Below are 24,618 nucleotides of genomic sequence, written 5' to 3'. Positions count from 1 at the left end.
AAAGGCACGAATAAGGCACGTAAGGGCGCGAGAAAGGCACGTAAGGGCGCGAGAAAGGCGCGAGAAAGGCACGAGTAAGGCACGATACCAGAGAACGTCATCGCGAGGGGGCGCGAAGCGCCCCCGTGGCGATCTCACGCGTAAGAAGGAGCGCACGCTGACGGAAGGCGAGTTCCGTTCGAGATGGCCACGTCGGCGCTCACGGGCCTCCTCGCTGCGGGCGGGATGAGGACGAGGAGACTGATTGACGGGTCGGGACGGTGGCGGGCGGCGTGCCGGCGGCGCGGGCTCGCTTGCTCCCCGCTCAACCCCCGAGTTCCTCCAGCCAGGACAGGATGAGGGGGTACACCTCCTCGTAGACCCTCTTCCCCATCACCAGGTCCGTGTGGCCGTACCCCGTGAGGTTCTCGAACCGCTTGCGCTCGCCGGCCACCAGCTCGTAGCCGTGCGTGCGGATGTTTTCCGCTCCCACGAAATCCAGGGTCCCGGTGATGAAGAGGAGGGGCAGGGTGATGTCCGCCATGCGTTCCGTGTAACTGCAGGCACCGCGGTAGTCCCGGAAGTCACGGTCGCGGACGAGGGAGAGTATCTGCCTGGTCATGCGCGCGGTGACGTTGTCGGAGGCCCATCGCAGGAGGCTGCAGCCCACTTCCGGGTAAACGTTCTCCCGGTTGTAGAGAAAAACGGCGATGGGGCCGTGCATCGCCAGCACCATTCCCAGGCGCGGGAAGCGCGCGACCAGGTCGCCGAGGCGGCTGACGGGAAAGCGCGGGGACGCCGTTTCCAGCGATCCGCAGAGGCGGATGAGCATGCGTACGGTGGCGTCGAAGAAGGGCAGGCGGGAGAGCGTCGCCACCCAGGCGCCGCCGCCGTGGTGAAAGGCGGGAGGGCTGCCGATGGTGATCCCTCCCAGGAGAGCACGGTTCCTCTCGGCCGCCAGCGCCGGGTCCAGCGATACCTCGCAGCCGCCGTCGTGGGAGGTCATGCGCGCGCCGGCGAGGTACATGTAGAGGACCATCCCTCCCATGCTGTGCCCTATCCACACGGGCTTCTTGCCCGTGGCCAGGCTCACCCCATCCACCAGGGCCGGCGCATCCAGGGCGGCCAGGTGGTCGACGGAATGCAGCCAGCCGTTCGTGTCGCTGTGGTAGGGCCACCTGCCGCATCCCCGGAAGTTCGCGATCCACACGTCGTAACCCCGCTCCGCCAGGAAAAGGGCGAGGTTGTGCCTGCGGTGGGGCAGGTCGAACTCCAGGCCGTTACCGGTATAGCCGTGGACGAGGATGACCGGCTGGGCGCCCTCTCTCGCGTACCGCTTGAGGCGCAGGGTCACGCCGTCCCCGGTGTGGAAACACTCGCAACGGACTTCCAGGTGGGCGCCGGGGGCCACCTCCTCCGGGTTAAAGGGGATCGTTTCCAGGCCGAGGGATCGCGGAACCGCGCGGGAATCGTCCATCTTCCACCTCCATCCGATACGGGAGGGCATACGCCGTTTCGCCGTGCGGCCTGCGGGCGCGCGCACCTCTTCAACCTAAAACACGTTGACCCTTGCCGCCGCCTCCTGCGTCCGAGGTTGTTCACTTGTAATCGCCACCATTTTATTGATGGCAATGATCGTAATGCAACGCAATCGTGACAACTCCCCCCGTGGAGCTGTGGCATCCCAATGACGACCGTTGTATTCCTCACGCAGCGACGTATGACATGGTTTTTCTCCTGGAAGTATTCATAACCACGGTGCCCCACGGTTGCCTAACAGTTGCCCCGCGGTTGCCCCACGGTTGACCAGAGGTTGTCCAATAGGATCTTCTTGAGGGCATGCTGTATCGTTTCGGTAGGCGCTTTCCTGGTTGAAAAAGGTTGGGAAACCACCCTATCGTCCCGACAAGACAAACAAACTCCACAAGAGGAAAGGTCAAGGTTGACGGACGTACTGCCCGTCGGTAAAATGAATTTACCTACCGTTAAGTAAGGTCCTTATCGGCAGTGAGGGAGCTGGTGAACAAATCTCGCTGGGACGAGATATTGAGCGTCGCAGCGCGCCTTTTCCGGGAGAAGGGGTACCGCGCCACCACCATGGAGGACATCGCCTCCGAGTTGAGGGTTACCAAGCCCGCCCTCTACTACTACATCGACACAAAGCACGACCTCCTCTACGCCATCTGCGAAGCGGCCATCGAGCGGCTGATGGAAGGGGCGAAGAAGATCATGGAGGAGCCCGGCACGGTGGAAGAGAGGCTGCGCCGTCTCATCGCCTGGCACGTGAGCATGTTCTCAGCGCACGGCGACGTCATCGCGGTCTACCTGGCGGAGGAGAGCGAGCTCCCGGAGGAAAAGCGCAAGTTCATACGCTCTCTCAGCCGCGATTACGAGTCGTTTTACCGCGAGCTCATGGAGGAGGGCGTCAGGGAGGGAAGGTTCCGGGAGCTGGACGTGCCCATGGCCGTGCGCGCCATATCGGGGATGTGCAACTGGCTCTCCGTCTGGTTCCGCCCGCGAGGGAAATACACGGCGGAGGAGGTAGCGGATATCTTCTGCGACCTTTTTCTCCATGGGTGCGCGGCCGCGGAACGCCGGTGAGCCCGGCGCCGTCCTCCGGCGGGAGGGCTGCGGGAAGACGGCGGTAATGCGACGGGAAGACGGCGGTAGGGTTACGGGAACAAGGCGGGAGGGCTGCGGGAAGGTGGCCGGCTGCGGGAAAGCGATACGCCGTCAGCCCGAGGCGGCAGCATTTTCGACGGCTCGCGGGCGGAAGGAGACGTGAGGTTCCCCCGTTGGGGCGCCTGGATGAAGGCCCGAAAGATCACGGGAGGTGCGGGTGATGGAGGACTGGATGGCAGGGCAGGAGATCCTGGTCATGGAGGGGAAGATCAAGGTCCCCTACCGCTGGGCGGCGGGAGAGACGGGGACCCGTTACCTGCAGGCCCTGCGGGACGAGGAGAGGTTCCTGGGGACGAGGTGCCCGGACTGCGGAGTCGTCTACCATCCTCCGCGGCGCCACTGCCCGGACTGCGGCGCGGAGTGCGCGCAATGGGTGGAACTGGGAAGGCGGGGGACGCTCCTCACCTATACCGTGGTGCGCAGGCACCATCCCCACCTAGCGCCCCTCGCCCTACCCTTCGCCTACGGGATCATCCGGTTGGAAGGCGCGGATACCGGTTTCCTCCACCTGCTGCACGAATTCGCGGAGGGCGAGCTGCGCGCGGGCATGGAGGTGGAGGCGGTCTTCGCGGCGGAGAGGGAAGGGAGCATCCTCGACGTGCGCTATTTCCGGCCCGTGCGGGAGGTGGTCTAGGTGGACCCGGTGGCCGTGGTGGGGGTGGGGATGACCCGCATGGAGCGCGAGAGGCGAGCGGACACGTACGCGGACCTGGTCTACGAGGCGGTATGCCTGGCGCTCGAGGACGCGGGGATGACCATCGACCAGGTGGACAACGTGGTAACGGTCTCCAACGACTTCTTCGACGGCAGGACCATCTCCTCCATGGCCGTCCAGGACGCCTGCGGTTCCTTCGACAGGAACGTGTCCACCGTGGAGGGAGACGGCACCTTCGGGGCCTTTTACGGCCTCATGCGCATCCTCTCGGGAAGCTTCGGGACCACCCTGGTGTGTGCCCATCACAAGGGGTCGGAGAGCGACATGCCCCTCATCACCAACGCCATGTTCGACCCCGTCTACGAGCGTTCCCTGGGCGTCGAGGCGGTGAGCTCGGCGGCCCTGCAGGCAAAGGCTTACATGGACAGGTATGGCATCACGGAGGAGGAATGCGCCCTGGTATCGGTCAAGAACCACGGCAACGCCTTCCGCAACCCCCTTGCGCAGCTGCCCCTCGAGCTGACGGTGGAGGATGTCATGTCCTCCCCCTATATCGCCGAGCCCCTCAAGGTACTGGACTGCTGCCCCATCTCGGACGGGGCCGCGGCGCTCGTCCTGGCCTCCGCCGAGAGAGCGCGGAGGACCGCCGGCAGGCCGGTCTGGGTGCGGGGCGTGGCGCACTGCTGCGACGCCTACCACCTGGGTGACCGCGACCTGGGGGATGTGCGCGCGCTGCAGCGTGCGGCCGCGAAGGCCTATGCCATGGCCGGCGTCGCGGATGCCGCCCGCGAGGTGGACCTGGTCGAACTCTATGACGCCTTCTCCTATATGGAGCTCATGTGGCTGGAGGGTCTCGGGTTCTGCGAGCGGGGCGAGGCGGGGAGGCTCACCGCGAGCGGGGCGACCTCCCTGGAAGGCAGGCTGCCGGTCAACGCCTCGGGGGGCTGCCTGGCGGGAAACCCGGTGCTGGCGGCCGGGCTCAACCGCATGATCGAGTGCGCGCTGCAGATACGGGGTGATGCAGGTGAGCACCAGGTGGAGGGCGTGCGCACGGCGGTGGCGCACGGCATCAACGGCCCCTGCGGCCAGTCGCACTGCGTGTGGGTGCTGGGAGGTGAACCGTGATGGGAAAGAGGGTCGCCGTGGTGGGGGTGGGCATGACCAGGCAGCGCTCCTCGCGCCCCGATGTCAACGGGCAGGAGCTCATCCACGAGGCGGTGCGCGCCGCCCTCGCCGATGCGGGCATGAAGCGTGACGATATCGACGCCGTGGTCATCGGCAACATGGACCACTTCGAGGGAATCAACTACGTGGACACCTGGTCCGTGGACGGGAGCGGGGCCCTCATGAAGCCCATCATGAAGCTCACCACCGGGGGGACCACGGGCACCACGGTAGCCATGGCCGCCTACTACCACGTGGCCTCCGGGCTCTTCGACCGGGTGCTGGCCATCGGCTGGGAGAAGAACTCCGAGTCCGACACCACGGGAGCCATCATCACCGCCTTCGACCCCTTCTGGGACCGCCCCATCTTCGCGGGGGCGGTGGCGGGCCTGGCCCTGGAGGCCACCCAGTACATGCACCTCACGGGGGCCACCGAGGAGGACGCGGCCTACGTGGCGGTGCGCGAGCGCCGGCACGCGCTCAACAACCCCTACGCGCACCTGCACATCAACCTGACCATAGAGGATGTCATGAACTCCCCCTACCTCTCCTGGCCGGTGAAGATGGGAGACATGTGTCCGCGCACGGACGGGGCCTGCGCGCTGATCTTCGCGAGCGAGGATGTCGTGGAAGAATTTCCCAACAAGCCGGCGTGGATACTCGCCGTGGCCGACCGCCACCTCTGGGCCTACACCAGCGACCCATACGTCAACCAGGCGCTGGAGAACGGCTGGTGGTTCCCTGCCCTGGAGTGGGCGGCGAGGGAGGTCTACGACAAGGTGGGTGTGAGAGACCCCCTGAAGGAGATAGACGTGGCCGAGCTCTACCTCCCCTACTCCTTTGCCGGCCTCCGCTACATGGAGTCCCTGGGCTTCTGCCCGCGCGGGGGCGGCCCGGAGCTGCTGCGCTCGGGGGCCACCGACATGGGTGGGGAGTGCCCGGTCAACCCCTCGGGAGGGGTGATGTCCTCCAATGCCATCGGCGCCACCGGGCTGCTGCGGGTGGCGGAGTGCGCCCTGCAGATCCAGGGGCGGGCGGAGGACCGCCAGGTCCCGGACGTGGAGCTGGCGCTGGCCACCGGCTTCGGCGGCTGCTTCTGGTCGGACGTGCTGCTCTTGGGGAAAGAGAAGCCGGAGAAACCGCGGGGGTGAGGGAGATGGCCGAGGAGAGGATGGCCGAGGAGAGGAAGGAACTCATCAAGCTGGAGAGCGGCGAGGCGGAGCAGCCCTTCCGGTGGTCGGCGGGAATTTACGGATCGCGCTTCCTCACCGAGCTGCGGGACAACCGCAGGTTCGTGGGGGTGAGGTGCCCCGGCTGCGGCAGGGTATACGTGCCCCCGCGCCGTGTCTGCGGGCCGTGTTTCCGGGAGCTGACCGAGCTGGTGCCCGTCTCCGACGAGGGGGAGGTGATCACCTTCACCGTGGTCAGCTTCGGGTTCGTGGACCCCTCCACCGGGAAGCAGAAGCCGGTTCCCTACGGGTACGCGGTCATCAAGCTGGACGGTGCCGACACCTATATCCTGCACTACCTGGACGAAACGGACCCGGGAAAGATCAAGGTGGGAGCGCGGGTGAAGGCGGTCTTCGCGGAGGAACGGACGGGGAGCATGCTCGACGTGAAACACTTCACCCTGGTCGGGACTTAAGGGGAGCGGCCGTGGGCGGACGGCGGGCGCATCGGCAACGCCCGGGGCTTGACCCCGCACGTCGCGTCTGGCGAGGCCTGTGACCCGACACGGCGTGTTGACCGCGGCGTGTTCATGGGAGGTGGAAATGGAAGGCGGCGCTTTCAGGGTCGAGGTCGAGGAGGGCGTGGCCCGCTGCACCATGGACGGGCCCAACATGAACGCCCTGGGCGCGGAGATGGTCATGAGCATGCTGGACGGCATGCGGCACGTCCTGGACGACGAGGAGGTCCGGGTCATCGTCATCCGCGGCGAGGGCGGGAATTTCTCCACCGGCGCGGACCTCTCCATCATGGGGGAAAAGATGGACCCCGGACTGCTCGCGGAAACCATGCGCCGCATGGGCCGGCTCATCGTCGAGCTGCACGAGGGGCCCCGCCCGGTGATCGCCGAGGTGGACGGCTGGGCGGTGGGGGGAGCCTTCGGCCTGGCCATGGCCTCGGACATCACCTACGCCACGGAACGGGCCCGCTTCTTCCTCAGCTTCGTGCGCATCTCCCTGGTCCCCGACTTCGGCTCCGCTTACTTCCTGGCCCGCCGGGTGGGCACGGCGCGCGCCAAGGAGATCGCCCTTACCGGGCGCGTGGTCGACGCCGAGGAGGCCCTGCGCATGGGCATGGTCAACCGCGTGGTGGACCACGTGGAGATATCGGGAGAGGTGATGAAACTGGCGAAGAGGCTGGCGGGCAGGCCCCCCGAAATCCTGGCGCACATCAAACGCTTCGTGAACACGGCATTCGTCGTGGACCTGGGGACGCAGCTGGAACTGGAGGCCCACATACAGTCCCTCAACGTGACAACTCCCGAACACCGTGAAGATGTGAGGAAATTCCTGGAAGGGAAGAAGGGGGGCGACGAGGAGGGTTAAAGGCGGAACCGCGCCCGTCGCTTGCTGCGCGGGGCGGAAGCGCGCGATGGGGAGGAAGGAAGATGTTGGAAACGCGCATCACCAGGCTCTTTCGGATCGAGCACCCCGTGATCGGTGGGTGCATGCAGTGGATCACGGGGCCCGAGTTCACGGCCGCGGTGAGCAACGCGGGGGGGCTCGGCGTCATGTCCTCGGCGAGCTTCGTGACCCAGGAGGAGTTCAGGGAGGCGCTGCGAAGGCTCAAGCGGCTCACGGACAGGCCTTTCGCCGTCAACCTGAACCTCTTCCCCGCCCTGCGCCCCATTGACAACCGGCTCTACGTGGAGGCCATGCTGGAGGAAGGAGGGGTGCCCGTCGTTGAGACCAGCGGGGGACGCCCTCCCGCCGACCTGGTGCAGGAGCTGAAGGACAACGGCGTGCTGCTCATGCACAAGTGCACCACCGTTCACCACGCGGAGGTGGCCCAGGACATGGGATACGACGCGGTGACGGTCTTCGGCAGCGAGGGGGGCGGCCATATCGGGGAGGCGGACCTCACCTTCATCTCCCTGGTGCCGCGCGCCGTGGAAAGGCTGCGCATCCCGGTGATCGCCGCCGGCGGGATAGCGGACGGCAGGGGGCTCGCCGCGGCCCTGGCGCTGGGGGCGGAAGCCGTGCTCATCGGGACCCGCCTGCTGCTCGCGGCGGAGAGCCCGGTGCACGAGGCGATCAAGGAGCGCCTGCTGCAGGCGGAGGAGACCGACACCATCGTCATCCTGGGTTCGGTTCACAACAGGCTGCGGGTGTGGAGGAACCTGGCCGCGCAGCGGGCGGCGGAGCTGGAGGCGGCGGGGGCCGCCTTCGAGGAGATCATCAAGGTCGTGGCGGGGTCCCTGACCCGCGATATTTTCCGCAGCGGCGACCCGGACGGGGGCATCGTGGTCTGCAGCCAGGGTGTGGGCCTCGTGCACGAGGTGAAGCCGGTGGCCGAGATAATCAGGGCCATGGTGGAGGAGGCGGAGAGCGCGACGGAACGCCTGCGGGGCATGGTCAAGGATTAATGCATCGCCTCGCGGGATACAGTAAGACCATGACACGAGTAGATGAGGCGCGCGGGATATGGGAAGGATGCGACACGGGAACGGTAAGACCGCGGGAAGCGGAGACAAGCCGGGCGGGAGGTAGGTCGATATGAAGGATTACGACGTGGTGGTCATCGGCGCGGGTCTGGGAGGCCTCGCAACCGCGGCCTTCCTGGCCAAGGAGGGGAAGAGGGTGCTGCTCCTGGAGAGGCATTACGTGCCGGGGGGATACGCCACCTCCTTCCTGCGGGGACGCTTCGAGTTCGAGGTCTCCCTGCACGAGCTCTCCGGGCTGGGCGACGAGAAAAACCCCGGCCCCCTGTGGAGGATGTTCAAGGAGCTGGGGATAACGGAGAAGGTGGAATTCCTTCCCATCCCCGACTTCTACCGCTGCGTGCTCCCCGACGTGGACATCGTCCTGCCCAAGGGCAGGGAGGAATACGAAGCCGTCCTCTGCGAGCGCTTCCCGCGCGACGCCGAGGGGATAAGGGAATTCACGGACATCATGTTCAGGTTCGCGGAGGAGGCGCTGCGGGCCAACCGCGTGGGCACGAAGATGGTGGCGGAAAACCCGGAAGAATTTCCTACCCTGCTCGCCTACTTCGGCCGCAGCCTCAAGGAGGTGAGGGACCCGCTCATCAAGGACCCCGCGGCGCGGACCGTGCTCGACGTCATCTGCGGCTACTACTGCAACCCGCCGTCGCGCCTCTCCTTCCTCATCTACGCCCTGGGGACGGTGAGCTACGTGCGCTTCGGGCCATGGCACGTCAGGGGGAAGTCGCAGGCCCTCTCCCAGGCCTTCATGGACCGCATCGAGGAGATGGGGGGCGAGGTCTGGCTGCGTAACGGCGCCCGGCGCATCCTGGTCGAGGGAGACAGGGTCACGGGCGTGGTGGCGCAGGACGGGACGGAGATAGCCTGCCCGGTAGTGGTGAGCAACGCCAACCCCTACCTCACGTGCCTGGAGCTCATCGGCAGGGAGAACACGCCGGACTGGTACCTGCGCAGGCTGGGCGCCTGGTCCGGGGGTGCCTCCACCGTCAATCTCTACCTGGGCGTGGACTGTTCCTACCGTGACCTGGGACTCGCCAACCACGAGACCTTCTACAGCGAGGGTTACGACGTGGACGGCAGCTGGGAAAAGATGCGGTCCGGCGAGATCATGGAGCCTTCGAATATCGCGGTGACCGCCTACGACACGGTGGACGACGAGTTCTCCCCGCCGGGCACCTCCTCGCTGGTGTGCACCTTCATCGCCTTCGCGGAGCCCTGGTTGAAGCTCCCGCCCGAGCGCTATTTCGAGACCAAACGACGGGTGGCGGAGCGCGCCCTCGAGCTGGCGGAGCACGTCGCCCCCGGCCTGCGCGACCACATGGAGGTCATCGAGGTGGCAACCCCCCTCACCAACATGCGCTATTCCCGCAACCCGGCGGGTAGCATCATCGGGTTCGACGAGACCTTCACCGGCAGCGGTATAGTGCGCATGCCGGCCGAGGGCCCGCTAAGGGGGCTCTATTTCTCCGGTGCCTGGGTTAACATCGGGGGCGGCTACGAGCCCTCCCTCTATTCCGGGTTCCTCACCGCGGGCAGGGTGCTGCGCGACCTGGAGAGGGGCGGCCCCACCGCGGAGGACATGCAAAAACTGAGGGAGGAGGTGACCAAGCAGGCGGAAGGGGCGGAGGTCGTGGAGAGTCCCCTGCTGCGGGTAGAGCGGGCCCTCGCGGGACTGCACCCGGACCGCGTGAGGCTCAGGGTCAGCGAGGTCATACCCGAGACCGCGAGCACAAGGACCCTGCGCATGACGGCGGCGGAAGGCGTCCTGCCGGGCTTCCGCGCCGGCCAGTACGTCAACCTCTTCTGCGAGATAGGCGGCGTGGCGACCTCCCGCCCTTACTCCATCTCATCCCCTCCGGGGAAGGATCACTGGGACCTGACCGTGCGCCGCATGCCCGGGGGGTTCGTCTCCGACTTTCTACTGGACGAGGTGAAGGTGGGCGATGTCCTCGAGTCCACGGGACCATCTGGTAGCTTTTTCCATGAACCGCTCCTGGACACGGATGACCTGGTGTTCCTTGCCGGGGGCAGCGGCATCACCCCCTTCGCCTCCATGATCCGCGAGGCGGCGGAGAGGGGAACGGGACTCACCATGCACCTCCTTTACGGTTGCCGGGACCCGGAGGACGTCATCTTCGGCGACGAACTCCGGGAGCTCGCAGCGGAACACCCGTGGTTCACCTGCGACCTGGTCATCTCGGAGCCGCCGCAGGGTTACGAGGGAAGGTGCGGCCTGCTGGACGCGGGGACCATCCGAGAGCTGGTGGGTGAGGTTGCGGGCAAGACCTTCTACCTGTGCGGCCCCGCGCCCATGTACGCCCTCTGCGAGGAAGCCCTCCTCTCCCTGGGGGTGCCGCGGCGCAGGATACGCCGAGAGGCCTACGGGCCTCCTGCCGACGTCACCGCGGAACCCGGCTGGCCGGGCACGGACCCCGATACCGTCTTCCAGGTGCGCGAAGAGCGCAGCGGCAGGACCTTCCCGGCCCGCGCCGGGGAGCCCCTCATGAACTCCATGGAGAGGGCGGGGCTGGTGGTGGAAGCCATCTGCCGTTCCGGCGAGTGCAGCGTGTGCCGCACGCGGCTGCGGGAGGGGAGGGTCTTCGCACCGCAGAGGGTGCTCAAGCGCTGGGTGGATGAGAAGGCGGGCTTCATACACCCCTGCATGTCCTATCCCCTCAGCGACCTTGTGATAAGAATATGAGGATATGAGGATACAGGGATAAAAAGGGTATCGAGATCCATATAAAGGGAGGCGGGGCGCAGGGGTCAGTGAACGGCCGGGCCGGGTCCGGGACGATCCTCAAGGTCAGTGAAGGCGCATGCCGTCCTGCTGTCGCCTACCGCCCTGACATGCGCAAGATCATGGAAGAAGAAGGCCGGCTCATTGTTTACTCGCATAAAGGCGCCCGGTAGGGACGGGAATCGGAAGAAAACCGGCAAAGCCGACATAAGGGACGCCGGGAAGGGCCGGGAAGGGATACCAAGGCGGGAAGCGCGCAAGGGTCGGGAGAGGAAAACAACGCTGCAGGGAGGTCCTGGATATGGGCGGGAAGGGAAAAGTGAGCCGACAGCCGGGAGAGGAAAGCGAAGAGACGCTCCTGGAGCGCATAAGAACAGGCGGCGATGCGAGGGCGACGGAGAGGTTCGTCGCGAAGTACGAGGACCTGCTGCACCGTTTCGCACACCGGTACAGCTCGGACCGCCTCCCTTACGAGGACGCCTTCCAGCTGGCGGCGCTGGGGCTCATGAAGGCCCTGCACCGTTTCGACCCCAGGCGCGGGGTATCCTTCATCACCTTCGCCTATCCCACCATCGAGGGCGAACTGAAGAAACATTACCGGGACCACCTGGAGCTCATCCGGCTGCCCCGCCCCCTGCGCGAGTTGAGGCAGCGCGTCATGGCCGCCTGGCGCCAGATGGAACAGGAGGGCAAGGAGCCGGACGTGGCCATGCTGGCGGAGAGGCTGGGCGCGGGCGAGGAGGAGATCATAGAGGTGCTGGCGGCGCAGCGCAACAGCGGCATGTTCTCTCTGGACGCCTCGCGCGGCGAAGAGGGCGGCGAGACGCTGGGCGCCTGCGTGGGAGCATACGACGTGGCCTACGAGAAGGTGGAGGAGGACGTCTTCATCGAGAGCGCCATAGCCGAGCTGCCCCCCAGACACCGCAGGATCATGGAGCTGCGCCTGCGCAGGGGCTGGACCCAGGCGCGCATCGCGCGCGAGCTCAAGGTATCGCAGATGCACGTCTCGCGCATCATCAGGGAGGCGGTGGAGCTGCTACGCAGGGGTTGCGACCTGGAGAGCGATATCGCGTGACGTGGCCATATCGCCTAGCGGGCTCCGGGCAGCGGGCCGTTCGACCTCGGACGGCAAAGGGTCCACGGCAGCCGAATCATGTACAGCGCCTCGCAGCGACGCCCTGTATGGATATGGTCACCGTTTTTCGCGGCCCGGACTCGGGTTGAAACTAGCCTCAACCCCCTAAATAACCCCGGAGTTCGAGCACGGCGGAAAGTCGTTGCCGTTTATCGTGTTCCCCAAGTGCTCAATACACGATCTCGTAAACCTCTCCCGTCTGTTTGTCCACCGCGTACCAGCCGAAATCGACGGTATCGACGCCGGTCCACTCGAATAAGCGCACCTGGTAGCTGTCGTCCTCCTCGAAGATCTCGCAGTCCGGGTTCTCGACCGTGGCCCACCATTCCTGTACGAGCGGGTCCTGAAGCACCAGGAGGAGGGCTTCATCGTACGTGTCCACGGGGAGCTCGACCACGGTCTCTTCGGACCAGTCATCGTAGTCGGTATAGTCGTCGTAGTCCCGGCCATCCTCGTGATCCGCGTAACCGTCTTCACCGGCATAGTCGTCCTCGTCCTCGAGGTCGTAGCCGGAGAAATAGTCCTCGATGTCCTCGATGTCCAGACCCATGTCCTCCAGGGTTTCGGCGGACAGGTACCATTTACCCCCTTCCTTAACCAGCTTTATGACATCCATATCGCTCTCGGACGCCTCCAGCCTGACCTTGTCGCCGGACTCGTCCGTGTAGGTCATGGTGCCCTCGAGGATGGTCACCTCCGCACGGTCGCCCTCGATATCGGTGTCCATCTTCCTGATGTCTACCTTCAGATCGTCCGGGATGTAAGAATCAACCAGAAATTCTTCGAGCATATCCTTGTATTCTTTTCCCAGCGCTTTTTTGAGTCGGGAGACGAAGTCCGGTTCCATGATGTCGAGAAGCGCGTTTACGTCCTTCTTCTCCATGGCCTTGAAGAAGGTCTTGACCACTTCCTCCGGCCCGCCGGTATCAGCTCCCCCTTTGAAGACCACGAAGACCAGCACCAGCACAACCGCCGCCGCCACCACGACGCCGAGGATGCCCAGGATCCAGGGAAGTGCCGATTTCCTGGTCGCGGGACCACCGGGAGCGGCCTGCTGGTATGCCTGGTAGGGCTGTCCCGGAAGGGCGACTCCCGGTGCCGGCGGCACGGTGCCCGGCGCGGGTGGCGGGGGCTGCGGCTGGTAGGCCGGAGGTGTCGTGGGAGGGGGAGGCGTCCCCCCGGATGCGCCGGCTCCGACCGCGGCGCCGCAATAACCGCAGAATTCGCTTTCGGGGGGGATCTCCTTGCCGCACTGCTCGCAGTACATCACATCTCTCCTTGCCTCTTGGCTCCCCCCTATGCTCGATTCGGGCGCGTGGGATGAGCCGTTCCAAATCCTTTGTTTATTCTACCCCATAAAGGCGAGATTGCTTCGTCGGCGCTGGCGCGCCTCCTCGCAATGACATACTTGGAACGCGACTCCTCGCAATGACAGGGGACCGGAAACGTCATCGCGAGGAGCCCCCGGAAACGTCATCCCGAGGAGCGCTTTAAACGTCATTGCGAGCGAAGCGAAGCAATCTCACCGGAAACGTCATCCCGAGGAGCCCCCGGAAACGTCATCGCGAGGAGCGCTTTAAACGTCATTGCGAGCGAAGCGAAGCAATCTCACCGGAAACGTCATCGCGAGGAGCCCCCGGAAACGTCATCCCGAGGAGCGCTTTAAACGTCATTGCGAGCGAAGCGAAGCAATCTCACCGGAAACGTCATCCCGAGGAGCGCTTTAAACGTCATTGCGAGCGAAGCGAAGCAATCTCACCGGAAACGTCATCGCGAGGAGCCCCCGGAAACGTCATCCCGAGGAGCGCTTTAAACGTCATTGCGAGCGAAGCGAAGCAATCTCACCGGAAACGTCATCCCGAGGAGCGCTTTAAACGTCATTGCGAGCGAAGCGAAGCAATCTCACCGGAAACGTCATCGCGAGGAGCCCCCGGAAACGTCATCCCGAGGAGCGCTTTAAACGTCATTGCGAGCGAAGCGAAGCAATCTCACCGGAAACGTCATCCCGAGGAGCGCTTTAAACGTCATCGCGAGCGAAGCGAAGCAATCTCACCGGAAACGTCATCCCGAGGAGCGCAACGCTCGATGCCTGACCCCGCGCGTTGCGTTTTTATCCCATCTGTTGCGGGATTCGGTCTGTGGAGGTTGCGGAGGAAAAGGTATAAAATCTCCTCGAAAGGGCGCGGGTCACGGCGATCCAGAAGCTGTTCGTGACCGCGGATCCTGACTCGGCGGCGAAACATCAAGAACGGCGCGGGTGAAGGAAAGGGGGATGAGGGACATGTCTCTGGCGGAGGAAACGGCATTCCTGGACGCCACGGCGCAGGCGGAGTTGGTGCGCAAGAAGGAGGTCAAGCCCATCGAGCTGGTGGAGGCGGCCATCGAGCGCGTGGAGCGGCTCAACCCGCAGCTCAACGCGGTGATCACCCCCATGTACGAGCAGGCCCGCAAGGAAGCGCAGGGGAAGCTGCCGGAGGGACCCTTCACCGGCGTCCCCTTCCTCCTGAAGGACCTCCTGTGCGCGTACAAGGGCGTGCGCATGTCCTTCGGGTCGGCGTTTTTCCAGGATTACGTCCCCGACTATGACAGCGAGCTCGTGGTCAGGCTGCGCAGGGCGGGGCTGGTGATCATCGGCAAGACGAACGTGCCCGAGTTCGGCATCCTTCCCACCACCGAGCCCCAGGCCTTCGGCCCCACCCGCAATCCCTGGAACCCCGGTCTCACCCCCGGGGGTTCCAGCGGCGGGTCGGCGGCGGCGGTTGCGGCGGGCATGGTCCCCATGGCTCACGGCAACGACGGCGGGGGTTCCATCCGCATCCCCTCATCCTGTTGCGGGCTCCTGGGCCTCAAGCCCACGCGGGCCCGCAATCCTCTGGGCCCCTACTTCGGGGACATATTGAACGGCTTCGTGGTCGAACACGCCCTGACACGCTCGGTGCGGGACAGCGCCGCCCTGCTCGACGCCACCTGCGGCCCCGATATCGGCGACCCCTACTGGGCGCCGCCCCCGGCACGGCCGTTCCTGCAGGAGGTGGGAGCGGACCCGGGGAGGTTGCGCATCGCTTACACCGTGCGGGCGCAGGACGAGGTTGTCCATCCCCATTGCGTTAAGGCGGTGGAGGAAGCGGCAAGGCTGTGCGAGGAACTCGGACACCAGGTGGAGGAGAAGGACCTGGAGGTGGACATCCCGGCCATCACCCCCCACTTCATGGTGCTCTACAGCGGGATGCAGGCTTGGACGGCGGAAACGGCGAAAGTGGCGTTGGGGAAGGAGCCCACGCCCGACCAGTTGGAGCCCCTCACCTGGGCCCTCATCGAGATGGCGCGCGGCTTCACCGCGCCCCAGTATATGATGGCTGTGACCGCCCTGCAGCGCTTCTCCCGGGACGTGGCGCGACAGAGCGAGGGCCTGGACGTCTGGATCAGCCCCACCCTGCCGGAACCGCCGCCTCCCCTGGGGACCTTCGATTCGCCTCCCGACAACCCCCTGCAGGGGATAATACGCGCCGCGGACTTCGTCCCCTTCACCGTGGTCTGCAACATAACCGGCCTGCCGGCCATGAGCGTCCCCCTGCACTGGAGCGAGGAAGGATCACCCATCGGGGTGCAGCTCATAGCCAAGTTCGGAGACGAGGCCACCCTCTTCCGCCTGGCGGCGCAGCTGGAGGAGGCGAGGCCCTGGGCGCAGCGGCGCCCTCCCCTCAACGCCGGCCGGCCTTGAACTGCGAGACCAGGTCGAGGAGGTAGTGGGCCACCTCGGCGAGTTTCTCCGCGGTGGCGGTGAGCTCGGTGGTCGACTGGGTCTGCTGTTCCGACGAGGCGTTGATCTCCTCGTAGGCCTCGGCGGTACTCTCCACCTTCGAGCGCATGGCCTCCAGCGAGGCGGTTAGCCTCTCGCTAAGGTCGAGCTCACGGGAGGAGGCCTGGGCGATGCTCTCCGCCAGGCGGGACATGCGGCTGACGGCCTCGGAGACGGAGAGGAGCGCCCTGTCGGTGCGGTCCACCGTTTCCATGCCCACGTACATGCCCATGGTCCCCTTTTCCATGAGGCTTTTCGCCGTTTCGACGTCCTTCTGGATCGCCCGCACCAGGTCGCTTATCTTCTGGGCGGAGGCCCCCGCTTCCTGCGCCAGCTTTTTCACCTCGCCGGCCACCACGGCGAAGCCCTTGCCGTGTTCCGGCACGCGGGCCGCCTCTATGGCCGCGTTGAGGGCGAGGAGGTTGGTCTGGTCGGCGATGCGGGTGATCATGTCGACGATGGTGCCGATCTGGCGCGAGCTCTCGCCCAGTGAGAGGATGGCGTCCATGGTGACGTCGAGCGTCTCCTTGAAGTCGCCGATCTTCTGCACGGCTTCCCGCGCCGATTCCCTGCCCTCGAGCACGACCCTCTCGGCGTCCTGGCTGATCTCCTGGCTCTGGGCCGCCTGGGCGTGGGAAAGGGATATGGTCTCCGCCACGCCGGCCATTATCTCCTCGACCTTCACGATGTGCTCGACCTCGTCTTCTATCTGGCCGGAGAGGTCCTGCACCAGGGCGTTCAATTCCTCGATGGCCGCCATGATCTCCTCGGAGACGGCCACGATGTTCTCCGCCCCCTCGCTCACCTCTCCCGATGTTTCCAGGAGGCCCTGGCTGATGCGGCGCAGGGAGGCCAGCATGTCGCTGTATGAACTGGTAAGTTCTCCCACATCGTCCAGTGAATCCACCGGCACCTCCACGTCGAGGTCTCCGCTGCCCACCACGCGGCATATGCCGACGAGGCGCTTGAGGGGATCCGCGAAGTTGTGGTAGAGGATGAGGACCATGAAGGCGGCCACCAGGACGCTGAAGGCTGCGAGAAGGACCATTGTGGGGGTGAGCCGCCACATGGCGTGGAAGGAAACGCCCGTGCGGCCCGCCCGCAGGACCTTCCACCCCGGCAGGTCCGGGAGGGCGGCGGCGGTGACCAGGTACTCGTGGCCGCCCTTAGCCCTGATAAAGCTGGCCGCCTCGCTTCCCTCCGGGGCCGCCTCGCCTACCAGTTCCTGCCAGGCATCTTCTCCCAGGGAGATCCCGTCGTGACGGAAGAAGACGGATCCGTCGGCGTCCATGACGCGCAGGTCTTCCCGCGTGGTCACGGCCGATTCCTCGACGATGGCCTCCATGCCGGAAGGGGGGACCTCCTCGCGGATGGCGGCGGAGAGGCGCTGCGCGAGCAGGCGCACGTTGTCCGCGCCCCGCTTCTCCAGCTCGCCTTTCAGGTCCTGGCCGGAGAGGTAGGAGGCGGCGACCCAGGTGGTGCCCAGGGTGAAGATGATGAGCACCGCGGCCAGGGAGGCGAGGCGTTTGCCCAGGCCGGTGGCGGAGTGATACCCGAAGCCCTTGCAGGAAGCGAGCAGTGTTTCCATGACGGGTCGCATCTCGCGGTGGGAGAGGAATACGGTCAGGAACCACTCCGTAACGCCCAGGACAAGGCCGAAGGCGATGTAGGAGAGGGTGAGATTGGGGGTGAAGTCGGCGAAACGCCCGAAGATGAGCACGCCCAGCGCCAGGCTCAGCAGGATGGTGAGCGAGACCAGGGCGCCGTGCATGAAGGCCGAGCGGTAGAGTTCACCCTGCAGCCTGACCGCCAGGTCGCGGTCGCTCTGCGACGCGGGGTCCCTCGCCTTGTCGAACCACGAGCGCAGGCGACGGTAGAGGCGGCGCTGCAGGTTGTGATAGATGAGAACGCAGACGACCACGAAGGGGATGACCAGCACCCCGATGGCGAGGATATAGACGAGATACTGGCGGGCGGCGAAGCGGAACACGGTAAGGGAAAAGATGGCGAGCATGAGGAGCGGCAGGGTCCCCGCCGAGAGCGAGACCTTGAGCGTAAGCTTTCTCGAGGCGGCGGCGAATTCCGCCCGCAGCCTCCTGGCGCCGTCAGGCGCCCCTTCGTTTTCCGTCAAGTCCGGTCGCCCCCCCGTCGTTCCCGCTTCCCTTCGCGCGTTGCCGGAGACGCGAACCGCAGGTCACTTTACTGCGGACGCGCTGGTCACTTGCTTTAATCGACCTCTCATTCTCGCGCCTTAACCGCCGCGGGGAGCCGGAAGGGGGCGGGCAAGTGGCGGGCCTACCGGCGGCGCGGCGATCACCCGTGACGGCGTTCCCGGCCGCGCGGCGCATGCCCGCGGCGCTGGAGAGCCTCTCCCGGGGGAACTTGCGGGAGGACACCCATGTCGCGACCCGTGTCGCGGCCCCGCGCTCGCTACGGGGTCGTAAGCGAACCGGTCAGGGGGGTGGGACGTCACGAAAAAAGGGCGGCGGATGTTAAAATGCGAATACCGGGATGGTACCGGTAGAGGGAGCATATCGTCGCGGGGAGGCGAGGAGGCATGGAGCGTACCGGAGCCGAGACCACGCGCAGCGAACGTTTCCGGCGTATCAGGGAAACCCTTCTCTCCACGCCGGTGCATCTCTGCCCGGAAAGGGCGCTCCTGGTCACGGAATATTTCAGGAAGCACGACGACCCCACGCAGCCGGTGCCCGTACGCCAGGCGCGGGCCTTGCGCCACGTCCTCGCCAACAAGTCCGTGCGCATCTACCCGGACGAGCTCATCGTGGGCAACGTGGGTTCGTACCGCATCTCCGCCATCATGCAGCCGGAGCTGGCCGGCGTCTTCATGAGCGAGGACCTCCTCTGGATCGAGAGGCGGAAGACCACGCCCCTGCGCATATCCTGGCCCGACCGCCTGAGAATACTCTTCGGCGTGATACCATACTGGCTCACGCGCAACATGAACTTCCGCGCCTTCCGGGACAAGCGTCACCTCGTGCGCTACGTGCGCGAGCAGCTCCGGCCCGCCTACTACCTGATCAACGAGGCCGGCGGGATCGGTCATTTCCTTCCCCACTACGAGAGGATGCTCCGGGAGGGCATCGAAGGTTACCTTGCGTGCATGGAGGGAAAGGAAGGCGACCTGTACCGCGCCGCGCGTATTGCCTGCGATGGTTTGGTAATATTTGCCAGCAGACTCGCCGCGGAAGCGGAAGGGCTGGCGGAGAAAGAGGCGGACCCCGTGCGCCGCGAGGAGCTGCGCGAGATCGCCCGCATCTGCCGCAAGGTCCCGAGGGAGCCGGCTGAGACCTTCCACGAGGCGCTGCAATCCTTGTGGCTGACCCACCTGGCGGTCAACCTGGAGAGCCTCAATTCCGCCGTCTCCTTCGGGCGCGTCGACCAGTACCTCTATCCCTATTACCGCGGGGACGTGGAGGAAGGGCGCCTTGATCCGGAAAGGGCCAGGGAGCTGCTGCTATGCTTCAGCGCCAAGGCCACCGAGCACGTCTTTCTCCTCTCGGAGAGGATCAGCCAGTATCACGGCGGATACCTGGTGGTCCAGGCGGCCATCGTGGGCGGCACCGACCGGGAGGGGAGAGACGCCGTCAACGAGCTCACCTACCTCTTCCTGGACGTCATGGAGGAAGCGGGATTACGCGACCCCAACTACCAGGCGCGCGTGCATGCGGGCTCCCCGCCGGAGTACCTGCTCCGCGTGGCGGACGTGGCGCGCAAGGGGAAGGGCGTCCCCGCCGTGTTCAACGACGGGGCGGCGGTGGCCTCCCTGGTCCATCACGGATATCCCCTGCGGGAGGCGCGCGATTACGCCGTAGTGGGATGCGTTGAGCTGGCGCTTCCGGGGGTCAGCTTCCTCTCCACGGACGCCGCCCTTTTCAACCTGCCACTCTGCCTGGAGCTGGCCCTCAACGGGGGGAGGCGCTTCGGCCGCAGGCGCAGGGTGGGGGCCGCTACACCCGACCCCGCGGGCTTCGGCAGCATGGATGACGTCATCGCGGCCTTCCGCCGCCAGGTGGACACCATGGTGGACCGCATGGTAGGTGATTTCCAGGTAGTGGAAATGGGTAACCGGGACTACCATCCCACGCCCTTTTCCTCCATGCTCGTGGAAGGGTGCCTGGAGACGGGAAAGGACCTTACCGAGGGCGGGGCCAGGTATAACGCGAGCGGCATACAGGGGGTGGGGGTGGCCGACGTGGCCGACTCCCTTGCAGCCCTGGACGAGGTGGTGTTCCGCAGGGGGAAATACACCGTGGCAGAGGTGGTCGCGGCCCTGCGGGAAGACTTCAGCGGCGCGCAGCGCCTGCGGGCGGAGCTGCTCAAGGCACCCAAGTTCGGCAACGACCACCCGCTGCCGGACGGTTACGCCGACCTGGTTGTACACGTCTTCCACGATTCCCTGGCGCGCCATCGCAACACCAGGGGCGGACCTTACGTCCCGGGTTTTTATTCCGTCACCTGCCACGTGGCCTTCGGGAGAGAGGTGGGAGCCCTCCCCAGCGGGCGCCGCGCCGGGGAGACGCTGGCCGCCAGCCTGGGCCCGGCGAACGGGCAGGATCGCCGCGGCCCCACCGCCGTGTTGAGTTCGGTGGCCAGCCTGGATTCGCGCCTCATGCCCAACGGGTGCGCGTTGAACCTGAGCTTCTCCCCCACGGAGCTGCGGGGCGAAGAGGGGGCGGAGAGGCTGGCGGCGCTCATGCGCGGCTTTTTCGAGGCCGGCGGGATGCAGTTGCAGTGCAACGTCCTCGACCCGGAGATGCTGGAGGACGCGCGGCGCTGTCCAGGCAAGTACCCGGGGCTGGTGGTCAGGGTGGCGGGATACTGCGCCTACTTCGACGACCTTCCGGATGCCGCCAAGGAGGAGATCATCTCCCGCTGGCGGCGGGACGGGGGCGCATGAAGGCGGGAGATCCCGCCCCTTCCGTTCGCCCTTCCCCGGCGCATGGGCCGAAACGGCTTGCGGCTGTCGGCGGGGAAAAGGCTTGGGCCATCAGTCGTCGCCTCGCGGAACCGGCATACCTACCAGATAGGGGTTGCTTCGTCGGCGGCGAGAAAGCGTGGGCCCTCAGTCGTCGCTGGCGGGCGCGGTGAAGAAGAAGGTGGAACCCTCGCCGGGCCGGGAGTTCACCCATACGCGTCCCCCCCAGGCTTCCACGGCCCGCTTCACGGTGGCCAGGCCGATGCCCAGCCCGTGCGACTTCCCACCTTCCAGGCGCTTGAAGGGGAGGAAGATGTCGGCTACGAAGCGCGGGTCGATGCCGCACCCGTTGTCGCGCACGTAGAAGGTCACCAGGCCTCCCTGGCGTGCGGCGCCGATCTCTACGCGTGGTTTCGCCGCCTCCGCCGTGTACTTGATGGCGTTGTCGAGGAGGTTGTAGATGACCTGGTGCAGCTTGAAGCGGTCAGCGACTATGAGCGGCAGTTCCTCTGACACTTCCACCTCGATGTGCGAGGTTTCCAAGTCGCCCTTGCGCTCCGACAGCACCTCCTCTATCACGGTCCCCGGATCGAGGGAGACCATGTTTCCCTCCGGTTTGCCTGCCTGCGCGTATACCAGGAGCGAGGCGGTGAAATCGTCCAGCCGTTGGGCCGCCCTGGCGATGCTCGCGACGTAGGCCTTCCTCTCCTCGTCCGTGAGGTCGTCCGACTGCAGGAGCTGCGCGTAACCGGTGATGATGGAGAGGGGCGTGCGCAGGTCGTGGGATACGGTGGTGGCGAAGGCGTCCAGCTCGCGGTTGCGCGCCACCAGCTGTTCCTCCATCAGCTTGCGCTCCGTGACGTCGCGGGAGTTGATGATGATGCCCCGTACGTCGGGGTCGTCGAGGAGGTTGTTCACGATGGCCTCGTGGTAATGGTAGCTCCCGTCGCCGTGGCGGAAGCGCCTGACGGCGTGGACGGGGGTCCTCGGATTGCGGAGGGCGAATGTTAGGTCCGCCCGCGAACCCTCCCTATCGTCGGGATGGATGAAGTCGAGAATGGATTTGCCGTAGATCGCTTCGTTGTGGCCGGTGACGGTGACCGTGGAGCGGCTGCCCCAGCGGAAGCGGAAGTCCTCGTCCAGTATGGTGACCATGTCCGCGGCGTTGTGCAGCAGGGCCCGGAAATAGCGTTCCCTGCGCCGCAGGGATTCCTCCGCCTTTTTCAGCTCCGTGACGTCGGAGTAGATGGCCAGGGCGCTCAGGTAGCGGCCGTTCGCGTCGAAGCGCGGGGAGGCGGTGACCCTGATGATGCGCCTCTCGCCGTCGCCGCGGATGATGGCCAGGTCGTAGGTGCTGCTCTCGCCTTTCTTCCGCACCTCCGTCTCTTCCCGCACCTGTCGGAAGCTCTCCTCGTCCGTGAACTCCCGCAGGTTCCTGCCCACCAGGGTCCCCTGCGGGACGCCGAATATCCCGTGCGCCGCGGAGTTGGCGAAGAGAAACATCTCGCCTTCGTCCACCTCGCTTATCCCCAGGGCCTGGTTCTCGATGATGGCCCGGAAGCGGTCCTTATCCTCTCCCTCTCCCATGTCGAAGGCTCCGTCAACTCCCTACCCGGTTTTTTCTCAGTATGCTACTCCCGGACGGACATATCGCCGCGCGATGCCCGCCGCCCGCCCTGCCGCCGTTTCGACACCCGCTTCCGGCTGCCGCGCAAGCGTTTACATCATTATATATCAAGATGTCGCCAGGTCCTCACGGTTCGTCGGCATCGTCGCGGTTATGACCTGGTTTTGCGGAAGCGGCGCGTTCTTGCGGGCGTTGGGGGCCAGGGGGTTCCCGGGCCTGTTGCCGTTCCGTCGCGCGCTTTTCGCGGGGAAGCGATCCGCCACGGTGGGTGCCGCCTCGTGCGCGCCACCCGCCTTGCGCCGCATGCGGGCGGTGGATATAATGCAAAAGCGTTGACAATTGAACGAAGGCTCTCCGAGTCCCGTTTCCTAAGGCCTCGGCTATGGAACCGGACCGATAGGGTGCAGGTGGAAACGCCGGCGCCTCCCGTGCTTGGAAAGGAGAGGTTATTGAGCGATGAAGCGCGCCCGTCCTCTCCGGACGGGTTTTTTTCGGACACGCGCCGGACGGACGGAACGCGGGACCCCGCGCGGGGCGTGGAGTCGCCGCGCAACCCCGCGCCGCGCGATCCCGCTTCCGCCGCCAGGATCATAACCGTATCGGGGGCCAGCAAGGACGTCGGCAAGAGCTCACTGGCCGCCTACCTCGCCTCACACTGCCGCGCCTGTGCGGGCATGAAGGTCTCCATGCACGAGGAGAGGCCGCTGGGAGAGGTGATCATGGAGGAAGGCGAGGTACCCGCGCGCCCCGAAACGGACACGGGGCGCCTGCGCCTGGCGGGCGCCTTTCCAGTGCTCTGGGTGAGGAGCACGCGGGAGGACCTGGAGCGGGATCTCGCAGCGGCGCTCTCGCGCTTAGCGGCCCCGGTGATCATCGTGGAGGGCAACAGCGTCCTCCGCTTCCTGGAACCCGATTACGCCGTCTTCGTCATGACCCCGTCCTTCGCGGGCTTCAAGCCCTCGGCTTTCGAGGCCTTGAAAAAGGCCCACACGGTGGTGGTGAACGGGGGGGAGGGGATCACCGGTAGGGAGGCGCTGGAGCTCGAGAGGAAGATAAAGGAGATCAATCCCTGGGCTAAGCCGGTCATGGTGGCGGAACTCGGCAGGGAAAGGGCCTGGGAGGTGGTACTCTCCCGGGCGGTGGGAAGGATAGGAGGTGAACTCATGTCCGCGGAAGTCGACGACAGGGTCCTGCAGGCGGTGAGAGAGAGGGCGGAGGAAGGGCGCATCCCATGCGCAATCGCCCTCGAGCTGGCGGAGGAGCTGGGCGTGCCGCCCCTCGAGGTGGGGAAGGCCGCCAACGCGCTGAACGTCAAGATAGTGCAGTGCTCCCTGGGCTGTTTTTAAGAAATATGGTAGATAAAGGAGTTTTTAGGAAGAGATCGGCGTTGTCCATGGCCGCCTTCTTCCTGCTTGCCCTGGCGGTGGGATGCGGCGATGGCGGTGGTAAGGCGATGAATAGGACCGAGCTCATCCTGGCCACCACCACCAGCACCCGGGACTCGGGCCTGCTGGACGAATGGATCCCCATGTTCGAGGAGGACAACCCCTACTCCGTGAAGGTGGTGGCGGTGGGAAGCGGGCAGGCCATGGAGATGGGCCGCAACGGGGAGTGTGACGTCATGCTGGTGCACAGCCCCGCGGCGGAGGAGGAGTTGGTGGCCGAGGGTTACGCGGTGGACCGCAGGGCCGTCATGCACAACGATTTCGTGATCGTCGGCCCGGCTTCCGATCCCGCAGGGGCCGGGGAAAGCGCCTCCGCGGCGGACGCGTTCGCCGCAATCGCCGCCGCCGGGTCGCGGTTCATATCCCGCGGGGACGGGTCGGGGACCCACGTCAAGGAGTTGGGCATCTGGAAGAAAGCGGGAATCGAGCCCCGGGGCGATTGGTACCTCGAGAGCGGAAGGGGAATGGGCGATACCCTGCGCATCGCTTCCGAGGAGAGAGCGTACACCCTGTCCGACCGCGGAACCTACCTCAGTATGAAGGACGAGCTGGACCTGGTGATCGTCTGCGGGGGCGACCCGGCGCTGTTCAACCACTACCATGTCATGAATGTCAACCCGGAGAAGTGGCCCGACGTGAACTACGATGGCGCCCAGGCCTTCAACGACTTCTGCGTCTCCGCCCGGGCACAGGAATCTCTCAATCGATTCGGCGTTGAGGAGTACGGCGAGCCGCTCTTCTACCCCGATGCGCTCCAGGCCGGTTTTACGCGTCAAGTTGGATGAAGGT

17 protein-coding genes and 1 riboswitch are annotated in these 24,618 nt (G+C 65.7%); of the genes, 13 read left to right on the top strand and 4 right to left on the bottom strand.

From position 1 onward, the window contains the following. Positions 1-304: 304 nt before the first annotated feature. On the bottom strand, positions 305-1,456 hold the full coding sequence (locus H5T73_06770; protein ID MBC7247464.1) for an alpha/beta fold hydrolase: 1,152 nt from the start codon (positions 1,454-1,456) through the stop codon (positions 305-307). A gap of 530 nt (positions 1,457-1,986) precedes the next feature. On the opposite strand from H5T73_06770, the gene H5T73_06765 reads away from it, so the two are divergent. The 9 genes from H5T73_06765 to H5T73_06725 all read left to right on the top strand — a co-directional run bounded on the left by H5T73_06765 (position 1,987) and on the right by H5T73_06725 (position 11,962). Continuing rightward, positions 1,987-2,580 carry a TetR/AcrR family transcriptional regulator gene (locus H5T73_06765; protein ID MBC7247463.1) on the top strand — a complete coding sequence of 198 codons (594 nt, stop codon included), beginning with the start codon at positions 1,987-1,989 and terminating at the stop codon, positions 2,578-2,580. 241 nt (positions 2,581-2,821) lie between these two features. Then, the gene (locus H5T73_06760) at positions 2,822-3,295 is read left to right on the top strand and encodes a Zn-ribbon domain-containing OB-fold protein (protein ID MBC7247462.1); all 474 of its coding nucleotides are present in this window, start codon (positions 2,822-2,824) and stop codon (positions 3,293-3,295) included. Next, positions 3,296-4,441 carry a thiolase family protein gene (locus tag H5T73_06755; GenBank protein ID MBC7247461.1) on the top strand — a complete coding sequence of 382 codons (1,146 nt, stop codon included), beginning with the start codon at positions 3,296-3,298 and terminating at the stop codon, positions 4,439-4,441. Continuing rightward, a complete protein-coding gene (locus tag H5T73_06750) occupies positions 4,441-5,631 on the top strand; it encodes a thiolase family protein (GenBank protein MBC7247460.1) in 1,191 nt (396 codons plus the stop codon). The genes H5T73_06755 and H5T73_06750 overlap by 1 nt, the downstream gene beginning before the upstream one ends. Before the next feature lie 20 nt (positions 5,632-5,651). Next, positions 5,652-6,125: a Zn-ribbon domain-containing OB-fold protein gene (locus H5T73_06745; protein MBC7247459.1), complete on the top strand. Its 474-nt coding sequence runs from the start codon at positions 5,652-5,654 to the stop codon at positions 6,123-6,125. Between the two features lie 127 nt (positions 6,126-6,252). Next, positions 6,253-7,032, top strand: coding sequence for an enoyl-CoA hydratase/isomerase family protein (locus H5T73_06740; GenBank protein ID MBC7247458.1), 780 nt, complete (start codon positions 6,253-6,255; stop codon positions 7,030-7,032). Between the two features lie 62 nt (positions 7,033-7,094). Continuing rightward, positions 7,095-8,072, top strand: coding sequence for a nitronate monooxygenase (locus H5T73_06735; GenBank protein ID MBC7247457.1), 978 nt, complete (start codon positions 7,095-7,097; stop codon positions 8,070-8,072). Between the two features lie 130 nt (positions 8,073-8,202). Next, positions 8,203-10,848, top strand: coding sequence for an FAD-dependent oxidoreductase (locus tag H5T73_06730; protein ID MBC7247456.1), 2,646 nt, complete (start codon positions 8,203-8,205; stop codon positions 10,846-10,848). 340 nt (positions 10,849-11,188) lie between these two features. Continuing rightward, positions 11,189-11,962, top strand: coding sequence for a sigma-70 family RNA polymerase sigma factor (locus H5T73_06725; GenBank protein ID MBC7247455.1), 774 nt, complete (start codon positions 11,189-11,191; stop codon positions 11,960-11,962). A 229-nt stretch (positions 11,963-12,191) separates the two neighbouring features. On the opposite strand, the gene H5T73_06720 is transcribed toward H5T73_06725, so the two are convergent. After that, complete coding sequence (locus tag H5T73_06720) at positions 12,192-13,289, bottom strand: zinc-ribbon domain-containing protein (protein MBC7247454.1); 1,098 nt, start codon at positions 13,287-13,289, stop codon at positions 12,192-12,194. A gap of 1,014 nt (positions 13,290-14,303) precedes the next feature. Here H5T73_06720 and H5T73_06715 point away from each other — a divergent pair. Continuing rightward, positions 14,304-15,743 (top strand): amidase, encoded by a 1,440-nt coding sequence (locus H5T73_06715; GenBank protein ID MBC7247453.1) that lies wholly within the window; start codon positions 14,304-14,306, stop codon positions 15,741-15,743. Here H5T73_06715 and H5T73_06710 read toward each other — a convergent pair. Beyond that, a complete protein-coding gene (locus tag H5T73_06710) occupies positions 15,724-17,952 on the bottom strand; it encodes a methyl-accepting chemotaxis protein (protein MBC7247452.1) in 2,229 nt (742 codons plus the stop codon). The two genes, H5T73_06715 and H5T73_06710, sit on opposite strands and share 20 nt — an antisense overlap. Positions 17,953-18,378: 426 nt before the next feature. Between H5T73_06710 and H5T73_06705 the strand changes: the two genes are divergently transcribed. Continuing rightward, positions 18,379-20,739 (top strand): formate acetyltransferase, encoded by a 2,361-nt coding sequence (locus H5T73_06705; protein MBC7247451.1) that lies wholly within the window; start codon positions 18,379-18,381, stop codon positions 20,737-20,739. Between the two features lie 165 nt (positions 20,740-20,904). Here the strand turns inward: H5T73_06705 and H5T73_06700 are convergent, their stop codons facing one another. Next, positions 20,905-22,344: a PAS domain S-box protein gene (locus H5T73_06700; protein MBC7247450.1), complete on the bottom strand. Its 1,440-nt coding sequence runs from the start codon at positions 22,342-22,344 to the stop codon at positions 20,905-20,907. A gap of 382 nt (positions 22,345-22,726) precedes the next feature. Then, a riboswitch (molybdenum cofactor riboswitch) is annotated at positions 22,727-22,842 on the top strand. 705 nt (positions 22,843-23,547) lie between these two features. Between H5T73_06700 and H5T73_06695 the strand changes: the two genes are divergently transcribed. After that, a complete protein-coding gene (locus H5T73_06695; protein ID MBC7247449.1) occupies positions 23,548-23,730 on the top strand; it encodes a hypothetical protein in 183 nt (60 codons plus the stop codon). A 5-nt stretch (positions 23,731-23,735) separates the two neighbouring features. Next, positions 23,736-24,614, top strand: coding sequence for a substrate-binding domain-containing protein (locus H5T73_06690; GenBank protein MBC7247448.1), 879 nt, complete (start codon positions 23,736-23,738; stop codon positions 24,612-24,614). The last annotated feature ends 4 nt before the right edge of the window (positions 24,615-24,618 follow it).

Source organism: Actinomycetota bacterium (assembly GCA_014360655.1).
Lineage (GTDB): Bacteria > Actinomycetota > Geothermincolia > Geothermincolales > RBG-13-55-18 > JACIXC01.
The sequence above is the reverse complement of the archived record's forward strand: the minus strand, read 5'-3'. Positions and strand labels throughout refer to the sequence as shown.

Excerpts from the sequence above, each read along its gene's own strand:
- H5T73_06715 (MBC7247453.1), top strand. The coding sequence starts at position 14,304 with ATGTCTCTGGCGGAGGAAACGGCATTCCTGGACGCCACGGCGCAGGCG.
- H5T73_06720 (MBC7247454.1), bottom strand. The coding sequence starts at position 13,289 with ATGTACTGCGAGCAGTGCGGCAAGGAGATCCCCCCCGAAAGCGAATTC.
- H5T73_06690 (MBC7247448.1), top strand. The coding sequence starts at position 23,736 with ATGGTAGATAAAGGAGTTTTTAGGAAGAGATCGGCGTTGTCCATGGCC.
- H5T73_06725 (MBC7247455.1), top strand. The coding sequence starts at position 11,189 with ATGGGCGGGAAGGGAAAAGTGAGCCGACAGCCGGGAGAGGAAAGCGAA.
- H5T73_06745 (MBC7247459.1), top strand. The coding sequence starts at position 5,652 with ATGGCCGAGGAGAGGAAGGAACTCATCAAGCTGGAGAGCGGCGAGGCG.
- H5T73_06740 (MBC7247458.1), top strand. The coding sequence starts at position 6,253 with ATGGAAGGCGGCGCTTTCAGGGTCGAGGTCGAGGAGGGCGTGGCCCGC.
- H5T73_06700 (MBC7247450.1), bottom strand. The coding sequence starts at position 22,344 with ATGGGAGAGGGAGAGGATAAGGACCGCTTCCGGGCCATCATCGAGAAC.
- H5T73_06750 (MBC7247460.1), top strand. The coding sequence starts at position 4,441 with ATGGGAAAGAGGGTCGCCGTGGTGGGGGTGGGCATGACCAGGCAGCGC.
- H5T73_06735 (MBC7247457.1), top strand. The coding sequence starts at position 7,095 with ATGTTGGAAACGCGCATCACCAGGCTCTTTCGGATCGAGCACCCCGTG.
- H5T73_06705 (MBC7247451.1), top strand. The coding sequence starts at position 18,379 with ATGGAGCGTACCGGAGCCGAGACCACGCGCAGCGAACGTTTCCGGCGT.
- H5T73_06760 (MBC7247462.1), top strand. The coding sequence starts at position 2,822 with ATGGAGGACTGGATGGCAGGGCAGGAGATCCTGGTCATGGAGGGGAAG.
- H5T73_06730 (MBC7247456.1), top strand. The coding sequence starts at position 8,203 with ATGAAGGATTACGACGTGGTGGTCATCGGCGCGGGTCTGGGAGGCCTC.
- H5T73_06770 (MBC7247464.1), bottom strand. The coding sequence starts at position 1,456 with ATGGACGATTCCCGCGCGGTTCCGCGATCCCTCGGCCTGGAAACGATC.
- H5T73_06695 (MBC7247449.1), top strand. The coding sequence starts at position 23,548 with ATGTCCGCGGAAGTCGACGACAGGGTCCTGCAGGCGGTGAGAGAGAGG.